Origin of the sequence: Spelaeicoccus albus, assembly GCF_013409065.1 — a bacterium.
Taxonomy (GTDB): Bacteria; Actinomycetota; Actinomycetes; order Actinomycetales; family Brevibacteriaceae; genus Spelaeicoccus; species Spelaeicoccus albus.
In genome coordinates this window covers 103,124-128,622 of the sequence record NZ_JACBZP010000001.1, presented here as the reverse complement: position 1 = coordinate 128,622, position 25,499 = coordinate 103,124, and the positions used below count along the sequence as shown (strand labels likewise).

General features: G+C 67.8%; 24 protein-coding genes. 19 read left to right on the top strand and 5 right to left on the bottom strand.

The annotated features are described in order from the left end of the window. Positions 1–49 precede the first annotated feature (49 nt). The 12 genes from glmS (at position 50) to BJY26_RS00530 (ending at position 11,884) form a co-directional block, all read left to right on the top strand. The gene (glmS, locus tag BJY26_RS00585) at positions 50–1,906 is read left to right on the top strand and encodes a glutamine--fructose-6-phosphate transaminase (isomerizing) (RefSeq protein ID WP_179429682.1); all 1,857 of its coding nucleotides are present in this window, start codon (positions 50–52) and stop codon (positions 1,904–1,906) included. After that, the gene (locus BJY26_RS00580; protein WP_179424771.1) at positions 1,903–2,268 is read left to right on the top strand and encodes a holo-ACP synthase; all 366 of its coding nucleotides are present in this window, start codon (positions 1,903–1,905) and stop codon (positions 2,266–2,268) included. The genes glmS and BJY26_RS00580 overlap by 4 nt, the downstream gene beginning before the upstream one ends. A 47-nt stretch (positions 2,269–2,315) precedes the next feature. Continuing rightward, positions 2,316–3,050: a response regulator transcription factor gene (locus BJY26_RS00575; protein ID WP_179424769.1), complete on the top strand. Its 735-nt coding sequence runs from the start codon at positions 2,316–2,318 to the stop codon at positions 3,048–3,050. Beyond that, positions 3,043–4,590, top strand: a complete 1,548-nt coding sequence (locus tag BJY26_RS00570) for a sensor histidine kinase (RefSeq protein ID WP_179424767.1) — start codon at positions 3,043–3,045, stop codon at positions 4,588–4,590. The genes BJY26_RS00575 and BJY26_RS00570 overlap by 8 nt, the downstream gene beginning before the upstream one ends. 63 nt (positions 4,591–4,653) lie before the next feature. Beyond that, complete coding sequence (locus tag BJY26_RS00565) at positions 4,654–6,228, top strand: NAD(P)H-hydrate epimerase (protein ID WP_179424765.1); 1,575 nt, start codon at positions 4,654–4,656, stop codon at positions 6,226–6,228. Positions 6,229–6,250: 22 nt separating this feature from the next. Next, the gene (gene alr, locus BJY26_RS00560; RefSeq protein ID WP_179424763.1) at positions 6,251–7,453 is read left to right on the top strand and encodes an alanine racemase; all 1,203 of its coding nucleotides are present in this window, start codon (positions 6,251–6,253) and stop codon (positions 7,451–7,453) included. Then, complete coding sequence (tsaE, locus tag BJY26_RS00555; RefSeq protein WP_179424761.1) at positions 7,446–7,976, top strand: tRNA (adenosine(37)-N6)-threonylcarbamoyltransferase complex ATPase subunit type 1 TsaE; 531 nt, start codon at positions 7,446–7,448, stop codon at positions 7,974–7,976. Before alr ends, tsaE begins: the two co-directional genes overlap by 8 nt. Before the next feature lie 4 nt (positions 7,977–7,980). Then, complete coding sequence (gene tsaB, locus BJY26_RS00550; protein ID WP_179424759.1) at positions 7,981–8,715, top strand: tRNA (adenosine(37)-N6)-threonylcarbamoyltransferase complex dimerization subunit type 1 TsaB; 735 nt, start codon at positions 7,981–7,983, stop codon at positions 8,713–8,715. Then, positions 8,702–9,199, top strand: a complete 498-nt coding sequence (gene rimI, locus BJY26_RS00545) for a ribosomal protein S18-alanine N-acetyltransferase (protein WP_237248869.1) — start codon at positions 8,702–8,704, stop codon at positions 9,197–9,199. The genes tsaB and rimI overlap by 14 nt, the downstream gene beginning before the upstream one ends. A 32-nt stretch (positions 9,200–9,231) precedes the next feature. Beyond that, positions 9,232–10,290: a tRNA (adenosine(37)-N6)-threonylcarbamoyltransferase complex transferase subunit TsaD gene (gene tsaD / locus BJY26_RS00540; protein ID WP_179424757.1), complete on the top strand. Its 1,059-nt coding sequence runs from the start codon at positions 9,232–9,234 to the stop codon at positions 10,288–10,290. Next, positions 10,287–10,970 (top strand): pentapeptide repeat-containing protein, encoded by a 684-nt coding sequence (locus tag BJY26_RS00535; protein WP_179424755.1) that lies wholly within the window; start codon positions 10,287–10,289, stop codon positions 10,968–10,970. Before tsaD ends, BJY26_RS00535 begins: the two co-directional genes overlap by 4 nt. Next, on the top strand, positions 10,967–11,884 hold the full coding sequence (locus tag BJY26_RS00530; RefSeq protein WP_179424753.1) for an NUDIX hydrolase: 918 nt from the start codon (positions 10,967–10,969) through the stop codon (positions 11,882–11,884). Before BJY26_RS00535 ends, BJY26_RS00530 begins: the two co-directional genes overlap by 4 nt. Here the strand turns inward: BJY26_RS00530 and BJY26_RS00525 are convergent. Continuing rightward, positions 11,879–13,030 (bottom strand): glutamate--cysteine ligase, encoded by a 1,152-nt coding sequence (locus tag BJY26_RS00525; protein WP_179424751.1) that lies wholly within the window; start codon positions 13,028–13,030, stop codon positions 11,879–11,881. The genes BJY26_RS00530 and BJY26_RS00525 overlap by 6 nt on opposite strands. Before the next feature lie 60 nt (positions 13,031–13,090). Between BJY26_RS00525 and BJY26_RS00520 the strand changes: the two genes are divergently transcribed. Next, positions 13,091–14,794, top strand: coding sequence for a glycoside hydrolase family 3 protein (locus BJY26_RS00520; protein ID WP_237248870.1), 1,704 nt, complete (start codon positions 13,091–13,093; stop codon positions 14,792–14,794). A 16-nt stretch (positions 14,795–14,810) separates the two neighbouring features. After that, complete coding sequence (locus BJY26_RS00515; protein WP_179424749.1) at positions 14,811–15,437, top strand: L-threonylcarbamoyladenylate synthase; 627 nt, start codon at positions 14,811–14,813, stop codon at positions 15,435–15,437. Positions 15,438–15,597: 160 nt separating this feature from the next. On the opposite strand, the gene BJY26_RS00510 is transcribed toward BJY26_RS00515, so the two are convergent. Beyond that, on the bottom strand, positions 15,598–16,446 hold the full coding sequence (locus BJY26_RS00510; RefSeq protein WP_179424747.1) for a sulfurtransferase: 849 nt from the start codon (positions 16,444–16,446) through the stop codon (positions 15,598–15,600). 27 nt (positions 16,447–16,473) lie between these two features. Continuing rightward, a complete protein-coding gene (locus BJY26_RS00505) occupies positions 16,474–17,679 on the bottom strand; it encodes a THUMP-like domain-containing protein (protein WP_237248871.1) in 1,206 nt (401 codons plus the stop codon). Between the two features lie 29 nt (positions 17,680–17,708). Here BJY26_RS00505 and rsmA point away from each other — a divergent pair, with 29 nt between their 5' ends. Both rsmA and BJY26_RS00495 read left to right on the top strand, forming a co-directional pair. Beyond that, a complete protein-coding gene (gene rsmA, locus BJY26_RS00500; protein WP_237248872.1) occupies positions 17,709–18,599 on the top strand; it encodes a 16S rRNA (adenine(1518)-N(6)/adenine(1519)-N(6))-dimethyltransferase RsmA in 891 nt (296 codons plus the stop codon). A gap of 33 nt (positions 18,600–18,632) precedes the next feature. After that, entirely contained in the window at positions 18,633–19,601 is a 969-nt protein-coding gene (locus BJY26_RS00495; protein ID WP_179424745.1) for a 4-(cytidine 5'-diphospho)-2-C-methyl-D-erythritol kinase, read from the top strand. Positions 19,602–19,631: 30 nt separating this feature from the next. Here the strand turns inward: BJY26_RS00495 and BJY26_RS00490 are convergent, their stop codons facing one another. Then, positions 19,632–21,440 (bottom strand): ABC-F family ATP-binding cassette domain-containing protein, encoded by a 1,809-nt coding sequence (locus BJY26_RS00490; protein ID WP_179424743.1) that lies wholly within the window; start codon positions 21,438–21,440, stop codon positions 19,632–19,634. A gap of 75 nt (positions 21,441–21,515) precedes the next feature. On the opposite strand from BJY26_RS00490, the gene BJY26_RS00485 reads away from it, so the two are divergent. The 3 genes from BJY26_RS00485 (at position 21,516) to BJY26_RS00475 (ending at position 24,655) form a co-directional block, all read left to right on the top strand. Beyond that, a complete protein-coding gene (locus BJY26_RS00485) occupies positions 21,516–22,421 on the top strand; it encodes a GNAT family N-acetyltransferase (RefSeq protein ID WP_179424741.1) in 906 nt (301 codons plus the stop codon). Between the two features lie 201 nt (positions 22,422–22,622). Continuing rightward, positions 22,623–23,855 carry an NRAMP family divalent metal transporter gene (locus tag BJY26_RS00480; protein ID WP_179429677.1) on the top strand — a complete coding sequence of 411 codons (1,233 nt, stop codon included), beginning with the start codon at positions 22,623–22,625 and terminating at the stop codon, positions 23,853–23,855. After that, the gene (locus BJY26_RS00475) at positions 23,852–24,655 is read left to right on the top strand and encodes a putative hydro-lyase (RefSeq protein WP_237248873.1); all 804 of its coding nucleotides are present in this window, start codon (positions 23,852–23,854) and stop codon (positions 24,653–24,655) included. Before BJY26_RS00480 ends, BJY26_RS00475 begins: the two co-directional genes overlap by 4 nt. 119 nt (positions 24,656–24,774) lie before the next feature. Here the strand turns inward: BJY26_RS00475 and BJY26_RS00470 are convergent, their stop codons facing one another. Then, entirely contained in the window at positions 24,775–25,461 is a 687-nt protein-coding gene (locus BJY26_RS00470) for a GntR family transcriptional regulator (protein WP_179424737.1), read from the bottom strand. Positions 25,462–25,499 lie beyond the last annotated feature (38 nt).

The following is a 25,499-nucleotide window of genomic DNA, read 5'->3' as shown; positions in this document are numbered from 1 at the left end:
GCCGGGCCATATTCGCAGGATGCACGTGCGCGCCGATAGGCTTGGGCGCATGTGTGGAATTGTGGGATATGTGGGCCGGAGCGCCTCGGGGCACACTGCCGAGGAAGTAGTCCTCGACGGCCTGCGCCGGATGGAATACCGCGGATATGATTCCGCCGGCGTGGCGTTCGTGACCCCCGACGGCCGGCTGGCCTCGGCCAAGAAGGCCGGCAAGCTGGCCAGTCTGCTCGACGAGCTGGGCGAGCATCCGCTGCCGGACGCGCTGACCGGCATCGGGCATACGCGGTGGGCCACGCACGGTGGGCCGACCGACGCCAACGCTCATCCGCACGTGAGCGACGGCGGCAGGCTGGCACTCATCCACAACGGCATCATCGAGAACTTCGCCGAACTCAAAGACGAGATGGACGGCGACGAGTACTTGTCCGAAACGGACACCGAAGTCGTTGCTCATCTCCTTGCCCGCGAATATCGCGTCGACAACGATCTTGCCGCGGCCATGCGGCGCACGACCGCGCGGCTCGAGGGCGCGTTCACGCTGTTGGCCGTGCACGCCGATCTGCCCGGCACCGTCGTGGGCGCCCGGCGCAACTCGCCTCTCGTGATCGGGCTGGGCGACGGCGAGAATTTCTTGGGCTCGGATGTCGCCGCCTTCATCGCCTACAGCAAGGAAGCCGTCGAGATCGGTCAGGATCAGATAGTCACCATCACGCCGTCCTCGGTCGACATCACCGACAGCGACGGCAACCCGGTCTCCGGCAACGCCTACCACGTCGACTGGGACGCCGCCGAGGCCGAAAAGGGCGGATTCGCCAGCTTCATGGCCAAGGAGATCGCCGATCAGCCGGCTGCAGTGGCCGATACGCTGCGCGGCCGCACCGACCAGACCGGGCGGCTCATGCTCGACGAGATGCACATCGAGGAGTCGGTGATGCGCAGCGTCGACAAGATCATCGTGATCGCCTGCGGCACTGCCAGTTACGCCGGGCAGGTAGCCCGCTATGCGGTCGAACACTGGTGCCGGATCCCGGTCGAGGTCGAGCTGGCGCACGAATTCCGGTACCGCGACCCGGTCGTCACCGAAAAAACGCTTGTCGTGGCCGTCTCCCAATCCGGTGAGACGATGGACACCATCATGGCCGTCCGGCACGCCCGCGAACAGGGAGCCAAGGTGGTGGCCATCTGCAACACCTACGGATCGACAATCCCACGCGAATCGGACGGCGCCCTCTACACGCACGCCGGCCCCGAGATCGCCGTCGCATCGACAAAGGCGTTCTTGGCGCAGATCACAGCCTGTTACCTGCTCGGCCTCTACCTGGCACAGCTACGCGGCAATATGTTCGCCGACGAGATCTCCGACAAGCTCGGTGAACTCCACCGGATGCCCGGCAAGATTGCCGAAGTGCTGGGCCGAATGGGCGAGGTCGAAACGCTTGCCCATTCGATGGCCGATGCGACGTCGGTACTGTTCCTGGGCCGCCACGTCGGCTTCCCGGTCGCGCTGGAAGGCGCGTTGAAACTCAAGGAGCTTGCGTATATCCACGCGGAAGGATTTGCGGCCGGGGAGCTCAAGCACGGGCCAATCGCGTTGATCGAGGACGGCCAGCCGGTGTTCATGATCGTGCCGACCAAATCGGGCCGGCACTCGTTGCACGCCAAGGTCGTGTCGAACATTCAAGAGGTCCGCGCTCGCGGCGCCCGCACCCTTGTCATTGCCGAGGAAGGCGATGAGGACGTGCGGAAATATGCCGAACACGTCGTCTACGTGCCGCGCTGTCCGACGTTGATGGCACCGCTGCTCACCGTCGTCCCGCTCCAGGTGTTTGCCATGGAACTTGCCACGGCCAAGGGGCTCGACGTCGATCAGCCCCGCAATCTTGCGAAATCGGTCACGGTCGAGTGATTATCGGCGTGGGGATCGACGTGGTGGACATCGACAGGTTCGCCCGCCAGCTCGAGCGCACGCCCGCTTTGGTCCGGCGATTGTTCGTCGAATCCGAGCGCGATCTGCCGGTCTCGTCCTTGGCGGCCCGGTTTGCCGCCAAGGAAGCGCTGGCCAAGTCTCTTGCGGCGCCGTCCGGACTCAGCTGGCAGGACGCCTGGGTCGAACGGATTGCGGACCGCAGGCCGATGCTGCGGGTGACGGGCTCGGTACGAGACCGCGCCGAACGGCTCGGCGCCGACGTCTTCCACTTGTCGCTGTCGCACGATGCCGGTATCGCTTCGGCAGTCGTGATCGCCGAGACCTCCGACCAGCACGACTGACAGCCGGCGCACAGGTTGCCCATATCTGCGGGATAGCCGCGAGTGGCATGCTGAAGAATGTGAACACAGGTACCGCCCAGGAAAAGGCTGCAGAAACCGTACGGGCGCTCATCGTCGACGATGAGCAGAATCTCGCCGAATTACTGTCGTTGGCGTTCCGCTATCAAAAATGGGAATCCGCCACCGCGTTCGACGGCGCCGGCGCACTTGCCGCAATGCGTGATTTCCGGCCCAGCATCGTCATTCTCGACGTCATGTTGCCCGATATCAACGGGCTCGAACTGCTTGCCAAGATCCGCGGAATCAATCAAGACGTTCCGGTGCTGTTCCTGACGGCCAAGGACGCCGTTGAAGACCGCGTGGTCGGGCTGACGGCCGGCGGCGACGACTATGTGACCAAACCGTTCAGCTTGGAAGAAGTGGTGGCACGGGTGCGCGCCTTGATGCGTCGCGCGGGGTCCGTGGAAGTAGGCGACGATGCCGTCATCCAGGTCGGCGATCTCACCCTCGATGAGGACAGCCATGAAGTGTACCGGGCCGGCGAGCCGGTCGAGTTGACGGCCAAGGAGTTCGAACTGCTCCGATTCATGATGCGCAATCCGCGACGCGTGCTGTCCAAACCGCAGATCCTCGACCGCGTCTGGAGCTACGACTTCGGCGGCAACGCCAACGTCGTCGAACTGTACATCTCGTATTTGCGCAAGAAGATCGACGCCGGCCGCAGCCCCATGATCAAGACGTTGCGCGGCGCCGGGTACATGCTGAAGGCGGCGGATGGCTGATTTGCTGCATCCGGGCCGGTGGACGCTCCGGTCGCGGATCGTCTTGTCGACGGTCACGGTGTTCACGGTCGTGGCCGTGTGCCTGGGGCTGGTGACCGTGCTGGCCGTCCGGAATTATCAGATCAATCAGCTCGACTCGCGCCTGGTCGCCGGTGCGGCCCGGTTCAACCCGCAATCGGGCGGGACCGAGCGCACGTGCACGCTGAGCCGGCAACGCGGCGCACCGCCCGACGTGCTCTGCCAGCCCGGTCAGGGTGTCGGGTCCCTGGCGGCACTCGTCGTCGACGGCACCGTCGTCAGCTCGGGATTCGTCGAGGCGCCGGGCGCCATTCAACCGCTCAGCGCCAAGCAGCGCGACGTATTGGCCGGCGTGCGGCAGACGGACGATATCCAGACGGTGCGGGTGCCCGGACTCGGATCGTTCCGCGTCATTGCGTCTCGAACGCCGATCGGGACGGCGATATCCGGAATTTCCCTGTCCGACGTGTCCCGGACGACGCGGCAGGTCATCTTCACCGAGCTCATCATCGTCGTCTTGGGGTTGCTGATTGCCGCTGTCGGGGTATCGACGCTGGTGGAAAGGGCGTTGCGTCCGCTGCAACGCGTCCGGGAAACCGCGACCCGCGTGTCGGAATTGCCGCTGGACCGCGGCGAGGTCGTGCTGGCCGACCGGGTCCGGGAACCCGATGCGAACCCGCAGACCGAGATCGGCCAGGTCGGCGCCGCCATCAACAGGATGCTCGACCATATCGGCGAGGCGCTGCAATCGCGGCACGCGAGCGAGCAGCAGGTGCGACGGTTCGTCGCCGACGCCAGTCACGAGCTGCGCACCCCGCTGGCCACCATCCGCGGATACGCCGAGCTGACGCGGCCCTACCGCGATTCGCTGGAGCCCGACGTCACGCACGCATTGACGCAGGTCGAGCTCGGCGCCAGCCGCATGGGGACTCTTGTCGACGACCTGTTGTTGTTGGCCCGGCTCGACTCGGGGCGCGAGATCGAGATCCGCGACGTCGACGTGTCGGCCGTTCTGCTCGACCTCGTCGCGGATGCGCACGTGGCCGGCAGCGGGCACGAATGGTCGTTGGATCTGCCGGACCAGCCGGTCTTCGTGCGCGGCGACGATATGCGCTTGCGGCAGGTTTTCGGCAATTTGCTGACCAACGCGCGCGTGCACACGCCCTTCGGCACGCATGTGGCGGTGCGCCTTCGACGTCCGGCCGGCGCCGGCGACGCCGAACATGCCGGGAGCGATGGTTCCGGGGGCGCAGCGGACGCCGCCGGGGGAGGCGACGGCTGGGTGGCCGTCACGGTGTCGGACGACGGGCCGGGAATACCCGGCGAGTTGATCGACTCGGTCTTCGACAGGTTCGCCCGCGGCGATTCGGGGCGCTCTCGCGGCGTCGGCAGCACCGGCCTCGGCCTGTCCATCGTGGACGCCATCACCCGCGCCTTGGGCGGGTCGGTATCCGTCATGAGCGAACCGGGATGCACCGAATTCACAGTGCTGCTGAAGCCGGCAGACCCCGACGTGGACTGAGCCGCCCCCGTCCTCCCGCACCACCACTCGGCGCGCAAACGCGGGACGTGGCAGCATGGACTCATGATTCGTGCATGGACGCCGAAGGACATCCGGGCGGCCGAGCAGCCGCTTCTGGACGCCGGGCACGGGCCGCCGCTGATGGCGCGGGCGGCCGCCGCCGTGGCCGCGGTGTGCGTGCGCGAGCTCGACGCCGGACACGTCTACGGCAGCCGGGTCGCGATCCTTGCCGGCAAGGGCAACAACGGCGGGGACGCCTTGTATGCGGGCGCGCATTTGGCCCGTCGCGGAGCACGCGTCGACGTTGTCCTGACTGCGGACGACGCACACCAGGGCGGGCTGGCTGCCGCCCGTGCCTCCGGGGCCCGGATTCACCGCCTTGACGACCGAGGGGCCTCCCGGGCCGCTGAACTCTTACGGATTGCCGATGCGGTCCTCGACGGGATCGTCGGCACCGGAGCCCGGCCGGGATTGCGCAGCCCGGTGCGCGAACTCGTCGCAAACTGGACGCCCGCCCGCTCCGAGCGACAGATCGTCATTGCCGTCGACATGCCGAGCGGTATCGATGTGGACACCGGTGAAGCGTCCGATGACTGCGTCCGGGCCGATTGCACGGTCACGTTCGCCGGCGCGAAACCGGGCCTGCTGCTGCCGCCGGCCGCAGGCTGCGCCGGCAATGTCGAAGTCGTCGACATCGGCGTCCCGCTTGCCGACGAGACGACCGCGACGGCACGGCTGAATCCGTCCGATATTGCCGGCCGTTGGCCGGTTCCCGGGCCGCACGATCACAAATACACCCGCGGAGTACTCGGCATAGTGGCCGGAAGTTCCGGATATCCCGGCGCCGCCGTGTTGGCCACCGGCGGTTCCCGCGCCTGCGGTGTCGGCATGATCCGTTACGTCGGATCCGACCATGTCGCTCGCGCCGTGAACGCCGCCTATCCGGAGGTCGTCCCCGGAAACGGACGCGTGCAGGCCTGGCTGTTCGGCCCCGGCATCGATCCGGCCGATGACGACCGGATGAGCGATGTTCGCCGGTACTTGGCCGAGGCGGGGGACACGCAGCTGCCGTGCGTTCTTGACGCCGGCGCGCTTGCCGCCGTCGAGGCGGCCGACTCGGCCGTGCAGCGCACCGACCCGCCGATGATCCTCACCCCGCACGCCGGGGAACTCGTCGCACTCATGACCAGGCTCGGCGATACCGACGTGTCCCGCTCGGCCGTCGAAGCCGCTCCTGCGGTCTGGGCGCAGCGGGCCGCTCGCCGCACCGACGCCGTCGTCGTCCTCAAGGGCCCCGTCACGGTGATCGCGCAGCCGCACGGTCCGACCTATGCGCAGGGCGAGGCCCCGTCCTGGCTTGCTACGGCCGGGGCCGGTGACGTGCTGGCCGGCATCATCGGCGCAATCACTGCCACGTCCAGTGAGACCGCCACGGGGAAATCATTGCCTGCTTTGGCCGGCTACGCAGCTCTCGGCGTCATGACGCACGGACTGGCCGCCGGCCGGGCTTCCGGCGGTGGGCCGATAGCTGCCGGCGACATTGCGGCAGCGCTGCCGGCAGTCATCGCCGATCACCTCGCCGGCGCCGACCGCCGGCCCGTCGGCGAGCACAGTACCCGCGGACGAGCGCAACGATGACGGTGTTTGCGAAAATGAACGAATGACCACCCGAGCGCGCGATCATCGGTCCGGCGTCAAACCGATCACCGCCATCATCGATTTGGACGCAGTGGCCGCCAACGTGCGATGCCTGAGCGCGGCAATCGGACCGGCGCAACTGATGGCAGTGGTGAAGGCCAACGGTTACGGCCACGGCATGGTCGAAATCGCGCGCGCCGCCACCGGCGCCGGAGCACCATGGCTCGGCGTGGCCGAACTCGACGAAGCCCTCGTGCTGCGGGCCGCCGGGATCAGCGAACCGATCCTTTTCTGGCTGCACACGCCCGGCGAGGATTTCGGCGCGGCCATTGACGCGCGCGTGGACATCGGGATCTCCACCCTTGAGGCTCTCGACGGGGTCCGCGCCGCCGCGGCGGCCGCCGGCACGCCGGCGCGCGTGCACGTGAAGATCGATACCGGACTCGGCCGCAACGGCGCGACCGCCAAACAATGGGGACCGCTCATCGACGCCGTCCGCGCCGCCGAGAAGTACGGCCTTGTCGAAGTCGTCGGAGTGTTCTCCCATCTGGCATGCGCCGACGAACCCGAACATCCGAGTATCGATGCGCAAAACGTCGCGTTCGTCGATGCCGTCAACGAGGCCGGGGCGCGCGGCGTCCGCTTTGAAATCCAGCATCTGGCAAACACCCCCGGCGTCTTTGCGTCTCCGGCACTGCACTACGACATGGTGCGCGCCGGCCTCGGCCTGTACGGTCTGTCGCCATTCGAGGGTCGGACCGCCGGCGACTTGGGACTCGTGCCGGCCCTGCGTCTGGTCAGCCCCATCAGCAACGTCAAACGCGTCCCGGCCGGCCACGGAGTGTCCTACGGCCTGACTTACCGGTGCGAACGTGAGACGACGCTGGCGCTCGTGGCGGGCGGATACGGCGACGGCATTCCGCGTACGGCGTCGAACCGCGCCGAAGTCAGCGTGCACGGCGTCCGGTACCGCATCGTCGGCCGGGTGGCGATGGACCAGTTCGTGATCGACGTGGGCGACGACGACGTGCACATCGGCGACGAGGCGGTGCTGATCGGCTCGGGGCCGGGCGAACCCACTGCGGAAGACTGGGCAAGGGCCACCGACACCATCAACTACGAGGTCGTCACGCGACTCAGCGCCCGGATCGACCGTCGGTACGTGCGCGGAGGCCGGACGGCGGCTGCCGGGCGGGCCGTGGACAGCGGGCGCGTCGATGGATGAATCGCCAACCGTCACGGTCGCCGTCCCGGGCACCGACGCCATGCATGCATTCGGTCGTAGACTCGCCGGGCTGCTCCGGGCCGGCGATCTGCTGGTGCTGGACGGCGCGCTGGGCGCCGGTAAAACGACATTGACGCAGGGCATCGGCACGGGGCTCGGCGTCCAGGGCGCGATCATCTCACCGACCTTCGTGATCGCGAGAGTGCACCGGTCGCTCGTCGGGGGCCCCGCCTTGGTGCACGTCGATGCGTACCGGCTGTCCGGTGCCGACGAGCTTGACGACCTCGATCTGGACGCCGACCTGGACGAATCGGTCACCGTGGTCGAATGGGGCGCCGGACTTGCCGAGATGCTATCGACCGATCGGCTCGAGATCCACATTGCGCGGCCCGTCGGCGACGCGTCCGCGCCGGACGACGGCGCGGAACCGGACGACGTCGACGAGCCGCGTACCGTCACTATCCGTGCGCTCGGGCAACGGTGGAGCTCCACCGACTTCGACGCCTGGTCGGCGATAGAGTGACACAGTGCTGATTCTCGCCCTCGACACGTCCTCCGCCGCCTCGGCCGCGCTTGTCGAACTCCCCGCCGGCGCGTCACCCGACGACGCATCGGCCGTGCGCATGCATGCCGCCCGCACCGTCTTCGGTGCCCGCCGGCATGCCGAGGTTTTGGCCCCGTTCGTCGATGAAATCGTCGATGAGGCGGGCTTGAACGGACCTCCGGACGCCGTGGCCGTCGGCGTCGGTCCGGGGCCGTACACCGGCCTGCGCGTCGGCATCGCTTCGGCCTTCGGATACGCGCTCGGCTGGGACGTGCCGGTGCACGGCGTCCTGAGTCTCGATGCTCTGGCGCTGCAGACGGCCGGCCGCACCGGGGGCGGTGACGATGCCGGCCGCGACATCGTGACGGCTACCGATGCGCGGCGCCGTGAAGTGTACTGGGCTCGGTACGCCGGTACCGATCCGGCGCAGTTGCCGCAGCGCGTCGCGGGGCCGTCGGTCGACCGTCCCGCCGATGTCGCCGACGCGTTCCGGCACGGCGATCCGATTCGTGCCGGCAAGGGGTTCGCGCTCTACCCTGAAATCTTGGGCACGCCGGTCAGCGATCTGCCCGAGCTGATGGAACCCGTGGCCGCCGCCGTGGGCGCGGTCGCGTTGCGCCGGCTGGCGGCCGGCCTCACGCTGCCGGAGCCCGAACCGGAATACCTGCGTCGTCCGGACGCCGCCGCGCCGGGAGCCCCTAAACGTGTCTTGCGATGACGAGCCCGGCCGCCCCGTCTTGACCCGGATGCGCTGGTGGCACTTGGACGACGTGATGCGCCTGGACGGCGAGCTGTTCGGCCCGACGGCGTGGACACCGGCCAACTTCTGGGCCGAACTCGCCGCTCCCGGCCGGCACTACCTGGTCGCCGAAACCCCCGAGGGCCGGATCGTCGGCTTCGCCGGATTGGCCACCGGCGGCGCCGAAGCCGAGGTGCAAACCATTGCCGTGTCGAAGCAGGCGCAGGGGCAGGGGCTCGGCCGGCGGCTGCTCGCCGCACTGATCGACGGCGCGCACAAGTCCGGAGCGTCCTCCTTGATGCTCGAAGTGCGCGCCGATAACGACAGGGCTGCCGATCTCTACCGCAGGGCCGGGTTCGAACAGATCGCCGTCCGCCGCGGCTATTACGCGTCAATTGGCGTCGATGCGCTGATCATGCGCCGTCGGGTGAAATCCCGACCCACTCGAAGCTCGGCGGAGTAGGGACGGCGTCCCGCGGGCGATAGGCTGAAGAAATGGCAGACCGCACTACCGAACCGCTCGTTTTGGGCATCGAGACCTCATGCGACGAAACCGGAATCGGCATCGTGCGCGGAACCCGGCTGCTGACCAATACCGTCTCGTCGTCAATGGACGCGCACGTGCGGTTTGGCGGAGTCGTGCCCGAGGTGGCGTCCCGTGCGCACCTGGAAGCTTTCGTCCCGGCGATCCGGCAGGCCTGCCGGACCGCCGGCGTCACGCTGGCCGAGCTGGACGCCGTCGCCGTCACGAGCGGTCCGGGCCTGGCCGGTGCGCTGATGGTCGGCGTCGCCGGCGCCAAGGGGCTTGCGGCCGCGCTCGGCAAACCGCTCTACGCCGTCAACCATCTTGCCGCTCACGTGGCCGTCGACATCGTCGATCGCGGACGGCTCGAGACGCCGACGATTGCGCTGTTGGTATCGGGCGGCCACACCGAGATCCTGCGGGTCGGCGACATCGTGGACGACGTCGAACTGCTTGGCCGGACCATCGACGACGCCGCCGGCGAGGCATTCGACAAGGTCGCCCGGCTGCTCGGCCTGCCGTACCCGGGCGGACCGCAGATTTCGGCCGCCGCCCGAAACGGGGACCGGGCCGCCGTCCGGTTTCCGCGCGGATTGTCGTCCAAAAAGGATGACGCGCGCGGACATCGCTACGACTTCTCGTTCTCCGGTCTCAAGACCGCCGTCGCCCGCTGGGTCGAATCGGCCGGCGCCCGCGGCGACGCGATCGACGCGGCCGACGTCGCGGCCGGGTTCGAAGAAGCAGTTGTCGACGTGCTCACGGCCAAGGCGGTTCGCGCAGCCACCGACACCGGGATCATGCGGCTGCTGCTGGGCGGCGGGGTTGCCGCCAACGTCAGATTGCGCGAACTGCTCGCCGAACGGTGTGATGCCGCGGGTATCGACCTGCGTATTCCGCCGATCCCGTTGTGCACCGACAACGGTGCCATGGTCGCGGCCCTGGGCGCCGAAGTGATACGTCGCGGGCACCCGCCGACGGCCTCGGATTTCGGCGCCGACTCGTCCCTCGGCGTGGAAACGGTGTTTGTGTGATGCGCCGTGCAACCAAACACGCCGCGCCGGCAGCGCCGTCGCTTGCGCCGGGCGACGTGGTGCCGGCCGATCGCCGCGCCGGATTCGACGGCACGCTCGTCAGCGAAGAACGTTACGGGGGGCTCGACTTCCCGTCCGGTTCGTTTGCCGGCGGCAACGCGGTACACACCGAATTCGTGGACTGCCTGCTGGCGCCGGGCGACTCGGACGGCGTCGCACTGGCCGGCGCGCGCATGATCGGCTGCCGGTGGACGGCGCCCCGGGCTGCGTCCCTCGACGCCCGGGACGTACGGATCGACAACTGCGAAATCGTCGAACCGCGCTTTGGCGCGGCCGATCTGCACGGTGCCGTTCTCGACAGGGTCGCCATCGACGGCGGCAAGATCGATTATCTGAACCTGCGCGGAGCGACAGTGAAAGACTTCACGATCACCGGCGCGGTCCTTGGCGAGATCGATCTGGGCGAAGCCACCGTGGGACGACTGCGGTTCGTCGACGCCCGGGTCGGCAGGATCGACGTCCGGCATGCAACGCTCGCCTCCGTCGACCTGCGCGGCGCCGAGCTGGGCGAGGTCGACTCGCTGCCGGATCTGCGCGGGTCGATCATCAACGACCTCCAGCTCTACGATCTCGCGCCCGCGCTGGCCGATCATCTGGGCATCGAAGTGAGCGACGGATGACCGGCGGGCCCGACGTCCCGCATTTCACCGGCGACGGCGACGGCTGGGTGCGAGGGCCGGACGGCGACAAACGGTGGGGGCTCTACGGCGCTGCCGGCCTTCTCCTCCACGATCCCGGCCGCGGCGTGCTCATGCAGCACCGCGTCGCGTGGAGCCATCACGGCGGAACCTGGGGAATTCCGGGCGGCGCGCGGCATTCCGGCGAACCGGCCGTCGAGGCGGCAGTGCGCGAATGCGCCGAAGAGACCGGGATCCCGGGCCGCGACGAAATCGATTTGCTGGGCGTGTCCGTGCTCGACCTCGACTACTGGTCGTATTCCACGGTGCTCGCGCGGACACGCGCCGCCTTGACCCCGCACGTCACGGACGTCGAGAGCGTCGACGTCGGCTGGGTGCCCGTTCCGGACGTCGACGCGCTGCCGCTGCATCCGGGGTTCGCCGCGGACTGGCCGACCTTGCGCGGCGTGCTCGACACTCGGCTCACGCTCGTCGTTGACGCCGCCAACACCGTCGGGTCGCGCCCCAACGGCTGGTGGCGCGACCGCGCCGGCGCCACTCGCACCATGGTCCGGGGGCTTGCCGGCGCGTTCCGGCACTCGCGGATTCGCGTCCCGGCGGACGTCGTCGGTCTGCCGGGCGACCGCTGGTGGCCGGGCCGCGTGATTGTGGTGGTGGAAGGCAGGGCCCGCGGGGAGTGGACGTCCGACCCCTCCGTCAGCGGGGCCGTCGACATCGTGCAGGCGCCCGGAGAAGGCGACGACACGATAGTCGAAGTGGCTCACCGGGAACTGGAGGACGGCGCCCGCGTCGTCACGGCCACGGCCGACCGTGAACTGCGGGGCCGGCTGGAAACCCTTGGGGGATCGGTGACCGGCCCGGGAACGGTGTGGAGCTCCATCGACTCCGGTTCATGAACGGTAGGGGCCCTCGAACGGCACTTCGGCGCGCATCTCGGCCTCGAGCGCACGAACGACCGACGGCAGATCGCCGCCGGCCCGCGCCGCGGCGCGTTGACGCTGATAGCTTGCGCCGGCCCGCAAAATGACCCGGACGTCGTCCAGCTGGCGTGCGCACCCCAGCCGTTCGGCAGTCGGCGCCAGCCGCTCGATCAAATCGGCCAACTCGTCGGTCACGAGCCGTTCGTTGCCCTCGGCGTCCAGGATGATGATCGCGTCGAGACCGTACCGGGCCGAGCGCCACTTGTTCTCTTGCACGAACCACGACGGCATGGTGGGCAAAGTCTCGCCCTCGTCGAGGCGCCGGCTCATATCGTCGACGAGACATTGGGTCAGCGCCGAGATCGCGCCGAGCTCCAGCAGCGTGGGCACGCCGTCGCAGACTCGCACTTCGACGGTGCCAAGAGCCGGTGACGGCCGGATATCCCACCGGACCTCGTTGAAATAGTCGATCACGCCGGTCTTGATCATGTCGTCCACATACCGTTCGAGCTCCGACCACGACCCGAACTGGAACGGCAGCCCGGCCGTCGGCAACTGCTGGAACATGAGCGCCCGGTTCGACGCGTAATTCGTGTCGTCCCCGCCCCAGAACGGCGATGACGCCGAGAGCGCCTGCAAATGCGGGTAATAGCGCAGCAGCGAGTTGACGATCGGCAGCACCTTGTCGCGGGAATCGATTCCGACGTGCACGTGGACGCCGTAAATCAGCATCTGCCGGCCCCACCACTGCGTGCGCTCGATCAACTCGTTGTAACGCGCCCGATTGGTCACCTTTTGCTGGTGCCAGACCGAGAACGGGTGCGTGCCTGCCGACATGAGTCCGACGCCGAGCGGTTCGGAGGCCTCGCGCACTTCCGCCATCGAGGCGCGGATATCGGTCATCGCCTCGGGGACGGTCCGGCAAATCCCGGTGATCACTTCAATGGTGTTGAGCAGCAACTCCTGCTTGATTTTCGGGTGCTCGTCGGCGCCCGGCGGCCGCACGGCGTCCAGCAGCTCCTCCGCCACGGAGACGAGCTGCCCGGACACCTTGTCGACAAGGGCCAGCTCCCATTCCACGCCCAGCGTGGACGGCCGGGACGGGTGAAATTCAATGGTCATGGAACCTGCTTACGCGTGGAAGGTACTGCCTGCCGCTAGGTCGAACGCTAGGGTCAAACTATGTCATTATCTTCCATCCGGGCCATCGGCGCGAAACACACGCGTCATCGCGCCCGGCGCCCGGCCGCCGGGCGCCTGGTCGCCGGCGTCGCGGCCGTGGCGCTCGGCCTGGCCGGATGCACGGCGCACGGGCCGGACGACGGCGGGTCCGGTAGAACGGGCACCCCTTCGCCTGCGACGTCCTCGTCCGCGCCCGCGCCGGACGACGCGGGAACGCTTGGCATGCTCCCGTCCAAGGCCGACCGGGCGCAGGCCGAGGCGGCGGTATCGACGATGACGCTCAGCGAGCTGGCCGGGCAAGTACTCATCGCCGAATACGGCGGCACGAGCTCCCGCACGGCCGCGTCGCTGGTGCGCCGGCTGCATCTCGGCGGCGTCATCATCATGGGCGACAACGTGCCGATGCGCGGCGACAAGGTCGACACGCGCGCGTTGCGGAAGTCGCTGCATCGGATCGCCGAGGCGGCCCGCACCGGCCACCGGTCGTGGCCGGCCATGATCGGCGTCGATCAGGAGGGCGGGGAGGTCGAACGCCTCGGGCCGCCGCTGACGCGCTATCCGCATTTCATGGCGGACGGCGCCGCGAACGACCCGACGCTGACGACGGCGGCCAGCCGCGCGCAGGGAGCCGAACTGCGTCGACTGGGGTTCACCATCGATTTCGCGCCGGACGCCGATGTGACAATGGGCGCTCGCGACCCCATCATCAACGTGCGCAGCGCGGGCGGAAAACCCGGCCGGGTCGGCAGGATCGTGTCGGCCGCCGTCACCGGATTCACGCGAGCCGGCATCGTCAGCACCGTCAAACACTTCCCGGGACACGGCACGGTGGACACCGATTCGCACAAATCGTTGCCGGTGCAAAGCGCCTCGAAAGACGAATTGCGTCGCCGCGATTGGAAGCCGTTCCGAGCAGCCGTCGCCGATGGCGCTCCGGTGGTCATGGTGGGCCATATCGCCGCGACGGCACTCGAACCGGGCGTGCCGGCTTCGTTGTCGGCGCCCGCGTACCGCACGATTCGCCACGACCTGCACTTCACCGGCGTGACAATGACGGATGCACTCAACATGGGCGCCATCACCGGCGAGTACACGTCGTCCGAAGCGGCAGTGAAGGCCATCAAAGCGGGCGCGGACGTCGCGCTCATGCCGGCCGACGTCACCGCCGCGCACTCCGGGCTGATGCGGGCAGTGCGGGGCGGCTCGCTGTCGAAGAAGCGGTTGACGGACGCCGCCGCACACGCCGCGGCGCTGATGATCCGGCAACAGCGGGCGGCACGGCAAGCCGCGGCCGACGACGAACGGCCAGATGCGGCGTCCGCCGTGCGTCGACTTGCCCAGGCGGCAATCACGCAGGTGAAGGGCAGCTGCCGGGGCACGGCCGTGCATGGATCGATGCGGATCGTCGGCGGCAGCACCTCCGACAGGGCCCGGCTTGCAGCGGCCGCGCGCACGGCAGGGATCCGCGTCGGATCCGGGCCGGTGGTGCGACTCGTGACGAAAATGTCGACGACGTCGTCCGGCGATGTGGCAGTGGCCTTGGACGGCCCGTGGCAATTGCCGGGATCGACGGCCGGGCGGCAGTATGCGGCGTTCGGCCACACGCCGGCCACCATGACGGCGCTCGTCCGAGTTCTGACCGGCCGCGCGAAACCGCACGGGACGCTGCCGATCGCGGTGAAAGGGATGAAAACCGTCTGCTGACGACTAGGGTGGTGATATGGCCAAGTTCTTCGACATCCACCCGAAAGACCCGCAGCCGCGGCTGGTGCGCCAGGTCGTCGATCTGCTGACGGCCGGCGGACTCATCGCATACCCGACCGACTCGTGCTACGCGCTAGGGTGCCAACTCGGCAACAAGGACGGGCTGGAGAGGATTCGCAAGATCCGGCATCTCGACGACAAGCATCATTTCACGTTGGTGTGCGCCGATTTTGCGCAGCTCGGGCAATTCGTCCATATCGACAACTCGGTGTTCCGCAGCATCAAGGCCGCCACGCCGGGCAGCTACACGTTCATCCTGCCGGCCACCAAGGAAGTGCCGCGGCGGCTGATGCACCCGAAGAAGAAGACGGTCGGCGCGCGCATCCCGCAGCACAACTTCGTTCAAGCGCTGCTCAGCGAGCTGGGTGAACCGCTCTTGTCGTCGACGCTGCTCTTGCCGGACAGCGATGACGAGGAGCCGATGACCGACGGGTGGGCGATCAAGGAACGACTCGACCACCAGGTCGACGCCGTGATCGAATCCGGCGAGTGCGGGTCGGAGCCGACAACCGTCGTCGATTTCTCGGCCGGCTACCCCGAGGTCGTCCGGCGCGGAACCGGCGACCCGTCCCGGTTCGAATAGCCCGCCGTACCCCTCCGCCCGTACCGTCCGCCGTACCCCTCCGCCCGCGCCGAGTGGTGGCCAATGGTGGGCGTTTTGCGATTTTGGCAGCCATTCGCCACCACTCGGCGGGGAGGGATGACCGGGAAGGGGGCAAAACGACGTTGTTGCGGCTACCCGGTCATTCGCCGGTTTCCACCGGGCGCAATTCGGCCAGCCAGCCCGACCAGGACGCCGGGTAGACACTTGCCCGCACCCCGACGGCCTCCAACGCCAGCGCTTGCTGGGCTGCCGTGATCCCGCTGCCGCAGTACACCGCGACGTCGCTTCCGGCCCGGATCCCCAGTTCGGCAAAATGCGCCCGGAGAGCATCGTCGCCGGCGAACTTCCCGTTGTCGAGCGAATCCGTGGCCGGGGCGCTGCGCGCGCCGGGAATGTGCCCGGCAACGGGGTCGGCCGGCTCGATCTCGCCGCGAAACCGTTCCGCGGCGCGAGCGTCGAAAAGCCGTCCGGACGCCGCGAAGGCGGCCGCGCCGTCCGCGTCGATTCTCGGCATGTAGCCGTCGAACAAGAACACGTCGCCGCGCTCGGCGTCCGGCACGTCGGTCGTGACGTCGCCGCCGGCGGCCACCCAGGCCGGGAACCCGCCGTCCAAGACGCGCACATCGGCGACACCGGCGTCCCGCAGCAGCCACCACAGCCTGGACGCGGCAAGGCCGGACGAATCGTCGTACGCGACGACGGCTTGCCCCTCTCGCAATCCCCACCGACGTGCCGACGCCTGCAGGTCGGCGATGCGCGGCAGCGGATGGCGGCCTTCTCGGGCGCGGCTGCCGGGCCCGGTCAATTCGCGTTCCATATCGACATAGCGCGCTCCCGGCAGGTGCCCGGCATCGTATTTCGCCCGCCCGTCGGGATCGGCAAGGGTCCAGCGCACGTCGAGCAGCAATGGAACCGGTGCCGACGTCAGTTCGGCCTTCAACGACTCGGCGTCGACAAGTACTGTCTCGCGCGGCGTTTTCGCGCTCATTCGGCGTCCCCTCCCAGTGATCGGCGTCTACCGTTTGTCGTGTGCGTGCTCGCCGGCGTGCTCCAATGGCCGCACCACCATTGCCAGATGCGATTTACCGACCCGGGTGAGCACGATAGTTGCCTCATTATCGCCGGAAAGACGCAATTGTTGACGCAATTGCTCCGGAACGATATTGCTTCCGCGTTTCTTGATGGTCACGATGCCGACGTTTCGCTCGGCCAGATAGGCCCGAAGTTTCTTCAAACTCATGGGCAAGACGTCGTCGATGACGTACCCGGTCGCCAGCGGTGTGTCGACTGCTCGGTCCGATGTGACGTACGCGATTTTCGGGTCGATCAGCCGGCCGTCGGTGATCGGCAGCAGCCCCGTGACGAGGCCGGCCCGGATGACCGCACCGTCCGGTTCGTACAGATAGTCGCCAACCTCGCCGACGTCTTGGCCGGGTAGATCCACGTCCGTCAGTTCGACGGCCCCGCCGGGACCCAGCACCAAGGCGGCCTTACCGACTCCGGCCCGCGCCAGCGCGCCGAACCACAGGCCGGCTTCGACCACGCCGCCGTCCACCGACACCCATTGCGCTTCGGCGCCGGCCGGAATGCTCGCGTGCGGAATCCCCGGCCCCAGCTTTGCCCCGACGGCCGACACGCGCTCCGCCACCTCCGAGACAAATGACAAGGGCGGCGAAAACGCCTCGGGGTCGAATAAGCGCGACCCGTTGTCGCGGCGGGCCGGATCGAGCCAGACGCCGTCCGCGCCGGTCAGATCGACGTCCTCGGCGCGGGCGTGCGTGACCGAGGCGGACGGGAAGTGACGCAGATTCATCGTTGCGATGGCGGCAGTGACTTCGTCGGAGTCGACGGCGCGCACGTTCAGGTCCATTGCCGCAAATGCCATCGAGTCGGAGCCGATTCCGCAGCCGAGGTCCTCCACGGTCCGTACTCCGGCACCGGCGAACCGTTCGGCGTGCCGGGCGGCCACCGGGAGCCTGGTGGCTTGCTCGAGCCCGTCCGCCGTGAACAGCATGTCGGCGGCAAAATCGGCGAACTTTTCGTGAGCTTTTTTCCGCAGCCGCGATTGCGTCAATGCGGCCGCCACGAGCGCCGGCGCATGCCCGTCGGCACGCAGCCGCTCCGATAGCGCCATTGCCAAGGACTCGTCGTACGGCGGAAGTGAATCGAGCAGTGCATAGCCGTCCGGATCGAGCAGCAGCTTCAGAGTTTCGGGGTCCACATATTCACCCTACGGTTACGCTGGGGGACGTGCATAACCCCGACTTGCCCTCCGGCGGCCACCGAGCCGGCGCCGACGACGCACTACTGGGTGCTGCGGAGGTCCGCGCGCTGGCCGAGTTGGTCGGCGTGCGGCCGACCAAACAGCTCGGCCAGAATTTTGTGATCGACCCGAACACGGTGCGCCGCATTGTCGCCTCGGCGGCAGTGACCGCCGACGAGCACATCGTCGAGATCGGCCCGGGATTGGGATCGCTCACGCTGGGCCTGCTCGAAACCGGCGCGGCCGTCACGGCCGTGGAAGTGGACGCCGTCCTGGCCGGCCGCCTGCCCGCCACGATTGCGGCGCACCAGCCGTCCGCCGTCGGCCGGTTCGAGGTGGTGCGTGCCGACGCATTGACCGTGGCCGAATTGCCGACGCCGCCGGACGCTCTCGTGGCGAACTTGCCGTACAACATTTCGGTGCCCGTGCTGTTGCACTTTCTGGCGGCCTTCCCGAGTCTGAAACGGGCATTGGTGATGGTGCAGTCGGAGGTCGCCGACAGGCTTGCAGCGGCCCCGGGATCGCGCACGTACGGTGTGCCGAGCGTCAAAGCGGCGTGGTTCGCCGAGGTCCGTCGGGTCGGCGCCGTCGGCCGGAACGTGTTCTGGCCGGCCCCGAATGTGGACTCGGGGCTCGTCGAACTCGTCATGCGCCGTCCGCCCAGGGAGCAGGCCGGGCGAACGGCAGTGTTCGCGGCAATCGATGCCGCATTTGCCCAACGCCGCAAAACCCTGCGGGCAGCGCTTGCCGGCTGGGCAGGGTCGGCCACGCGGGCCGGTGAAATCCTCGAGGCGGCAGGCATCGACCCGCGGCTGCGCGGCGAGGCGATCCGCATCGACGATTTCGTCCGACTGGCCGCTGCACACGACCCCCGATGAGTGAGCCGGGCGGCGGTCGCCTAGGTTAGGGCCATGGCAGCGATCTCGGCAGGAAAGTCCTCTGTCACTGCGCGCGCCCCGGGGAAGATCAATCTGCATTTCGGCGTCGGGCCGCTCGGCGACGACGGATATCACGACGTCGCCAGCGTCTACCAGGCAGTGACGTTGTACGAAGACGTGACTGCCGCCGCGTCCAGTGAATTCTCCGTCACCGTCACCGGACCGGCCGCCACGCCCGACATCCCGCTCGATTCATCGAACCTGGCCGTCCGGGCCGCCCGGTTGCTGGCCGAGCACGCCGATGTGGCCGGCGGCGCCGAGCTGACCGTCCATAAGAACGTGCCGGTGGCAGGAGGCATGGGCGGCGGGTCGGCGGACGCCGCTGCCGCGCTGCTGGCCTGCGACAGGCTGTGGCACACGAACCTCGGCAAGGCCGAGCTGGCCGAACTTGCCGCGACGTTGGGCGCCGATGTCCCGTTCGCGCTGCTGGGCGGAACGGCTGTCGGCACGGGGCACGGCGATAAGCTCACGCCGGCGCTCGGCCGCGGACGCTACCACTGGGTGCTCGCGACGTCCGAGACCGGATTGTCAACGCCGCGCGTTTACGGCGAACTCGACAGGCAGCGCTCGGGCAGCGGGCCCGCCGCCGACCCGTCGATCCCCGACGTCATCATGCACGCCTTGCGCTTGGGTGAGTCCGGCCTGCTCGCCGCATCCGTGCACAACGATCTGCAGCAAGCCGCCACCGCTCTCGAACCGCGACTCGAGGAGGTCCTCCACGTCGGTGAGAAGGCCGGCGCCCTGGCGGGCCTCGTGTCCGGATCGGGCCCGACCATCGCGTTCTTGGTGCCGCACGCCGAACAGGCCCTTGACCTGGCGCTCATCCTGGCGGCGTCCGGAGCCGTGGACGGCGTGCATCGCGTGACGTCGCCGGCCGCCGGCGCGCGTATCCTCCGCCCGCACGACGGGCATCCGGCCGGCACCGGCTCGTCGTATGCGTAATTCTCCTGACGCGTACGACGCCCGCCGCGGTCAGTCGAGCCGTTCGGACAACTCGAGCCAACGCGTTTCCAGCTCGGCGACGTCGTCCTCGAGCTTTTGCAGCGCTGCAGTCTTCTCGGCCAGGCCGACGAAATCGGTCTGGTCGTGTTCGGCGATGTCGTGGTGCGCCGCATCGATCCGGTCGGACAGCTTGCCGAGCTTTCGGTCGATGGCGGAGAGTTCCTTGGTCACGGCACGCGATTCCGCGTTCGACAGCGTGGCGGAGGCGCCGGACGCCGTGTTGGCGTCTCCGGCCCCGCCGCTTGCCCCGGACTCGCCGGAGGTGCGCTCGTGCGTGACCGACTTGTCGAGTCGCAAGAACTCCTCGACGCCGCCGGGAAGATGGCGAAGCCGGCCGTGCAGGATCGCGTACTGCTGGTCGGTGACGCGTTCGAGGAAATATCTGTCGTGCGAGACGACCACCAGGGTGCCCGGCCACGAGTCCAGCAGGTCCTCCATGGCTGCGAGCATGTCGGTGTCCAAATCGTTCGTCGGCTCGTCCAGCACCAGTACGTTCGGCTCGTCCAACAGGATCAACAGCAGTTGAAGACGGCGTTGCTGACCTCCGGACAGGTCTTTGACGGGGGTCGACAATTGTGCGCTGGTGAAGCCGAGCCGCTCGAGCAACTGGGTCGGCGTCAGCTCTTTTCCGCCCGCCACGTACGAGCTGCGTTTGGTCGCGATGACATCGCTCAACCGTTCGGCGGCGATGTCGTCAAGTTCGGCCAGGCGCTGCGTCAGGGTGACGACTTTGACGGTTTTGCCGCGTTTGACCCGGCCCGACGTCGGGTCGATCCGGCCGGTGATGAGGTGCAGCAGCGTCGACTTGCCGGCGCCGTTGACGCCGAGAATTCCCGTGCGCTCACCGGGTGCGATCCGCCATTCGACGTTCCGCAGTACTTCCCGGTCGCCGTAGGACACGCTGACATCCAGTAGGTCGACGACGTCCTTGCCGAGCCTGGCCGTCGCCATTTGCGTCAGCTGGACCGTGTCGCGCGCCGGCGGCTCGCCCGCGATCAGCTGATTTGCCGCATCGATGCGGAATTTCGGCTTCGACGTGCGTGCGGGCGGGCCGCGCCGCAGCCAAGCGAGTTCCTTGCGCATCAGATTCTGCCGCTTCGATTCGGCGGCGGCGGCCTGCCTGTCGCGTTCGACGCGCTGGAGGATATATGCCGCGTAACCGCCTTCGAACGGTTCGACGATGCGGTCGTGCACCTCCCATGTCGCATTGCAGACCTCGTCGAGGAACCACCGGTCGTGGGTGACGACCAACAGCGCCCCGGTGGACGGCGTCCAGCGGCGTTTCAAGTGCGCGGCAAGCCATGTGATGCCCTCGACGTCCAAATGGTTCGTCGGCTCGTCGAGAATCAGGATGTCCCAGTCGCCCACCAGCAGGGCGGCCAGCGCGGTACGACGCCGCTGCCCGCCGCTGAGCGACGCGACGGTGCCTTCCCACGGGACGTCGCTGACCAGCCCGGCCAGGACGTCGCGCACCCGGGCGTCGCCGGCCCACTCGTAATGCGGACGATCCCCGACGATCGTCTCCCGGACCGTCAGCGACCCGTCCAGGACGTCGGCTTGATCGAGCATGCCGATGCGGGTTCCGCCCCGTGACGTGACCCGCCCGCCGTCCGGAGTCACGCGGCCGGAAAGCAGATTCAGCAGGCTCGATTTGCCGTCGCCGTTGCGGCCGACGATGCCGATCCTGTCGCCCTCGTTCACGCCGATGGTGACGGAATCGAGTACGACCTTGGTCGGATAGTCCAGGTGGAGGGCCTCGGCCCCGAGCAGATGTGCCACCGTTCAAGGGTAGGGGAGAGGCGGCGGCGCGCGCCCGGCGGTAGGCTGGCGTGGTCTATCGCCTAAGGAGGATCCGTGCCGGAAATCGAACTTCGCCCGTGGCAGAGCGGCGACGATCTCGCGCTGGGGCAATTGTGGAGTGATGCCGATGCGCCCGAACTCGCCGCATCCCGAGCCGGACTGGCGGAGGATGCGGACTCGCCGTTCCGCCGCACCATCGTCGCGCAGCGTGACGGACTGCCGGTCGCGGCTGGATTCGTGGCCGAATCGACGGTGCACCCGGAGCGGCTCTGGGTCTACGTCGAGGTGACGAGGGAAGAGCGGCGCGGCGGCCTCGGCTCCCGCATTCTCGGGGCACTGCGCGCCGCGGCGGACGACGCCGGTTTCAGCGGACGACGATTGCGCGCCAAGGTCTCGGTCGGGACGCCGGGCGAGCAGTTCGCGTCCCGGCACGGGTTTGCGGTGCTCGAGCGCTCGCGCATGATCGAGGTACCGGCCGGGGTGCTGCCCGTTGCCGGCCCCGAGGACTTTGAAAACACCGACCTCGATATTGAAGTAGTGGCGACCGGCAGCGTCGAACTGACCGAAGCCTTGTGGTCGTGGTACCGGCGCATCCACCACTGGGACCCGCCGGCCGATCTCGGGCTGGGGCGCGTCAATGCCGTGTTCTTGTCCGAGGAAGCAGGCGCCCGCGGCGCCGCGGTGTTGCGCCGGAACCGCGAATTGCGCTCGTTCGCCGTCAGCTACGCCGAAGAAGGCAGCGAACTTCCGACGCAGTTGCTGCTTGGCACTGCCGATCACGACGACATCTCGGGTAACGCGGACGACGTGCTCGCCCTCTTGGGGCAGCTGGCCGCCACTCATCCGGTCGTCGTGGAAACCGACGATTCGATGGGCGTCGTGGTGCGGGTACTCGATGATCTTGTGGCCAAGGACACGGCTCGCGTCGTCGGCGACGCCACGCTCGTGGTCGGAGACTGACGACCGGTAAGACTCCAACACCCCAAAGTTGTTGAACAATATCCTTGCGCGGATTGTTCAACAACTGTAGTGTCGATGTGATTGCAGTCACTATCTCTCTGGGGAACGCTCATGGACACTGACGGACCGAGCACTGACGGACCGAGCACCAATCGACCCGGTTCCAATCAACCCAGCTCCGATGGAGCGGGCACCGGCGGAATGGAGCGCGCCGATCGACAAGCCGCGGGCGGCGCGCCGTCCGGCAAAAAAGGCGCGCGGCGCACCGCGTACTTGGGCGCCATGTTTCTCATGGCCACCAGCTGTATCGGCCCCGGGTTCATCACCCAAACCACGGTGTTCACCGTGCAACTCGGCGCGGCGTTCGCGTTTGCCATCTTGATTTCGGTGCTCCTCGACATCTGCATCCAGATGAACGTGTGGCGCATCGTCGGAGCGGCAGGAATCCGCGCCCAGGAAATCGGCAACAAGGTACTGCCCGGCGTCGGCTGGGTGCTTGCCGTGCTGGTGTTCATTGGCGGCCTCGTCTTCAACATCGGCAATATCGCGGGCACCGGGCTCGGCACCAATGCCATGTTCGGGGCCAATACGACAATCGGCGGTATCATCTCGGCCGTCGTAGCCGCCTTGATCTTCCTCAGCAAACGCGCCGGCGTGGCGCTCGACCGGATCATCGTGATCCTCGGCGCCATCATGATCCTGTTGATGCTCTACGTGGCAATCGTGTCGGCGCCGCCGGTCGGCGAGGCATTGAAGAACACGGTCATGCCCGACAAGATCGACTTCCTCATCATCACCACCCTCATTGGCGGCTCGGTCGGCGGGTACATCACGTATGCCGGCGCGCACCGCATGGTCGATTCCGGATATTCCGGCCCGGAGAACATGCGCAGCATCGCTACGACGTCGGTCATCGGCGTGATCATCACCGGCATCATGCGAGTGCTCTTGTTCTTGGCGATCTTCGGCGTCGTGGCCGGCGGCGTCGCGTTGTCGGGCAACAATATGGCAGCCGATGCGTTCAAGGCTGCGGCCGGCGAGATCGGCATGCGCGTGTTCGGCGTGGTCCTGTGGGCCGCGGCCATCAGCTCGGTCATCGGCGCCTCGTACACGTCGGTGTCGTTCGTGACGAGTTCGAAGACCAGCCCGAGGGTGCGCAACTTGCTCACGGTGGTTTTCATCGTCGTGTGCACGATTTTGTTTGCCGTGTTGGGCCAGACCCCGCAAACGCTGCTCATCTTTGCCGGAGCGTTCAACGGATTGATCCTGCCCATCGGGCTTGCGGTCCTGCTGTACGCGGCGTGGCGACGGCGCGATCTGCTGCAGGGATACAAGTATCCGAAATGGCTGCTGATCGCCGGCGTCCTCGCTTGGCTGCTGACAATCTATTTGGGCTGGAACTCGATATCCGGCCTCGAATCGCTGTGGGCGTGAGCGCGGTGGATCTGCCCGACGACCCCGGCGCCCTCACGCCGTCCGAAGCGCGGTCGCTGTTTGCGCGGGGAGTTGCCGTCCCGACGTCCGGCTGGGCGCGCGGATACGCCCAAGCCAACCTCATCATCGTGCCGCGCGATATCGCCTTCGACGTGCTGCTCTTCGCCCAGCGCAATCCGAAGCCGTGCCCGATCCTCGGCGTGCTGGACGCCGGGCAGACCAGCGGGCCGTTGCTGACCGGCGGCGACATCCGCACCGATGCGCCCCGCTACGTCGTGTACTCGGACGGTAAGAAGACGGCAGAGCCCACCGAGATCACCGACTATTGGCGCGACGATCTCGTGACCTTCATCGTCGGCTGCAGCTTTACCTTCGAGACGGCGCTGGTGGACACGGGAATCCGAATGGCCCACATCGATCAGGGCGTCAACGTGCCCATGTACTCGACTGCCCGACGGTGCGCCCCGGCCGGACAAATAGCGGGCCCGTTGGTGGTTTCGATGCGTCCGATCCCGGCTGCGCAAGTCGCCGACGCCGTCCGCATCACGAGCCGGTATCCCGCCGTGCACGGCGCTCCCGTGCATGTCGGCAATCCGCGCGATCTCGGTATTGCCGACTTGTCCCGCCCGGACTTCGGCGATCCCGTGCGCATTCCGGACGGGTCGATCCCGGTGTTTTGGGCGTGCGGTGTGACGCCGCAAGCCGCAGTGATGGAATCGCGCCCTCCGCTGGCCATCTCGCACGCTCCCGGGCACATGCTGATCACCGACGCGCGGGATGCCGACTACCAGGTGCCTTGATCCGCCATTTTCGCAAAACGCGCCGCGCCGTCGGGAACGCCCCGTCATGACGGGGCGGGCTATCCGTCGCGGCGCGTTTTGCGAGGGTGCGGCGCGGGATGAAGGGGTGCAGGCGGCCGTCAGCTGCCCTCGCCGGACATGTGTTCCAACAGCTCGGCCTCCGAAATGTCGAGATACTCCCGCAAGACGTCCGCGGCGCGGGGCCTGTCACCCGATTTGATCAACTCCACGAGTTCGGCGTTGCGCTCGACATAATGGCTGTGGAAATCGGGGATCGATGACATGGCATGGAAGACCAGCCGCATTTGCGCCAACGTTCGCACCATCAGGTTTTGCAGATCGGCGCTGCCGCTGAGCGCGACCACGGCGCGATGGAAATCATTATTGGCGCCCGCCATGTCCGGTACCAGATTCGACTCCCTGGCGATGCGCGCGCGTTCGATTGCCGCTTCCATGGCTTCGACCTCGCGGGCCACGCTTCCCGGGCCCCATAACACCGCGGCGGGTTCGACCATCCGGCGAACCTTGTACATTTCGCGCACATCGTCGGCGTTCGGCGCTGCCACGTACACGCCGCGGTTCGGAATCCGCGTGATGATCGATTCCCCGGCCAGCACCGTGAACGCCTCCCGCAGCGTATTGCGCGATACGTGCAGCGTGGCTGCCAGCGAATACTCCGACAGCTTCATGGCAGGCTTCAGCCGTCCGGCCCCGATCCATCGACGCAGGACGCCGGCCGCCCAGGTCGTCCGATGCGCATGCTCGGCCGGGGCACCGGTTTCCAAATCATCCAGGGGAGCGTCCATACGCCTAACCTATCGAGTTCCGTCGTGAATCGTGCGAT

Coding starts and splice junctions, on each gene's coding strand:
- tsaD (WP_179424757.1), top strand. CDS start 9,232: ATGGCAGACCGCACTACCGAACCGCTCGTTTTGGGCATCGAGACCTCA.
- BJY26_RS00470 (WP_179424737.1), bottom strand. CDS start 25,461: ATGGACGCTCCCCTGGATGATTTGGAAACCGGTGCCCCGGCCGAGCAT.
- BJY26_RS00510 (WP_179424747.1), bottom strand. CDS start 16,446: ATGAGCGCGAAAACGCCGCGCGAGACAGTACTTGTCGACGCCGAGTCG.
- BJY26_RS00515 (WP_179424749.1), top strand. CDS start 14,811: ATGGCCAAGTTCTTCGACATCCACCCGAAAGACCCGCAGCCGCGGCTG.
- BJY26_RS00565 (WP_179424765.1), top strand. CDS start 4,654: ATGATTCGTGCATGGACGCCGAAGGACATCCGGGCGGCCGAGCAGCCG.
- BJY26_RS00480 (WP_179429677.1), top strand. CDS start 22,623: ATGGAGCGCGCCGATCGACAAGCCGCGGGCGGCGCGCCGTCCGGCAAA.
- tsaE (WP_179424761.1), top strand. CDS start 7,446: ATGGATGAATCGCCAACCGTCACGGTCGCCGTCCCGGGCACCGACGCC.
- BJY26_RS00530 (WP_179424753.1), top strand. CDS start 10,967: ATGACCGGCGGGCCCGACGTCCCGCATTTCACCGGCGACGGCGACGGC.
- BJY26_RS00575 (WP_179424769.1), top strand. CDS start 2,316: ATGCTGAAGAATGTGAACACAGGTACCGCCCAGGAAAAGGCTGCAGAA.
- BJY26_RS00520 (WP_237248870.1), top strand. CDS start 13,091: ATGTCATTATCTTCCATCCGGGCCATCGGCGCGAAACACACGCGTCAT.
- BJY26_RS00570 (WP_179424767.1), top strand. CDS start 3,043: ATGGCTGATTTGCTGCATCCGGGCCGGTGGACGCTCCGGTCGCGGATC.
- BJY26_RS00495 (WP_179424745.1), top strand. CDS start 18,633: ATGGCAGCGATCTCGGCAGGAAAGTCCTCTGTCACTGCGCGCGCCCCG.
- alr (WP_179424763.1), top strand. CDS start 6,251: ATGACCACCCGAGCGCGCGATCATCGGTCCGGCGTCAAACCGATCACC.
- BJY26_RS00525 (WP_179424751.1), bottom strand. CDS start 13,030: ATGACCATTGAATTTCACCCGTCCCGGCCGTCCACGCTGGGCGTGGAA.
- glmS (WP_179429682.1), top strand. CDS start 50: ATGTGTGGAATTGTGGGATATGTGGGCCGGAGCGCCTCGGGGCACACT.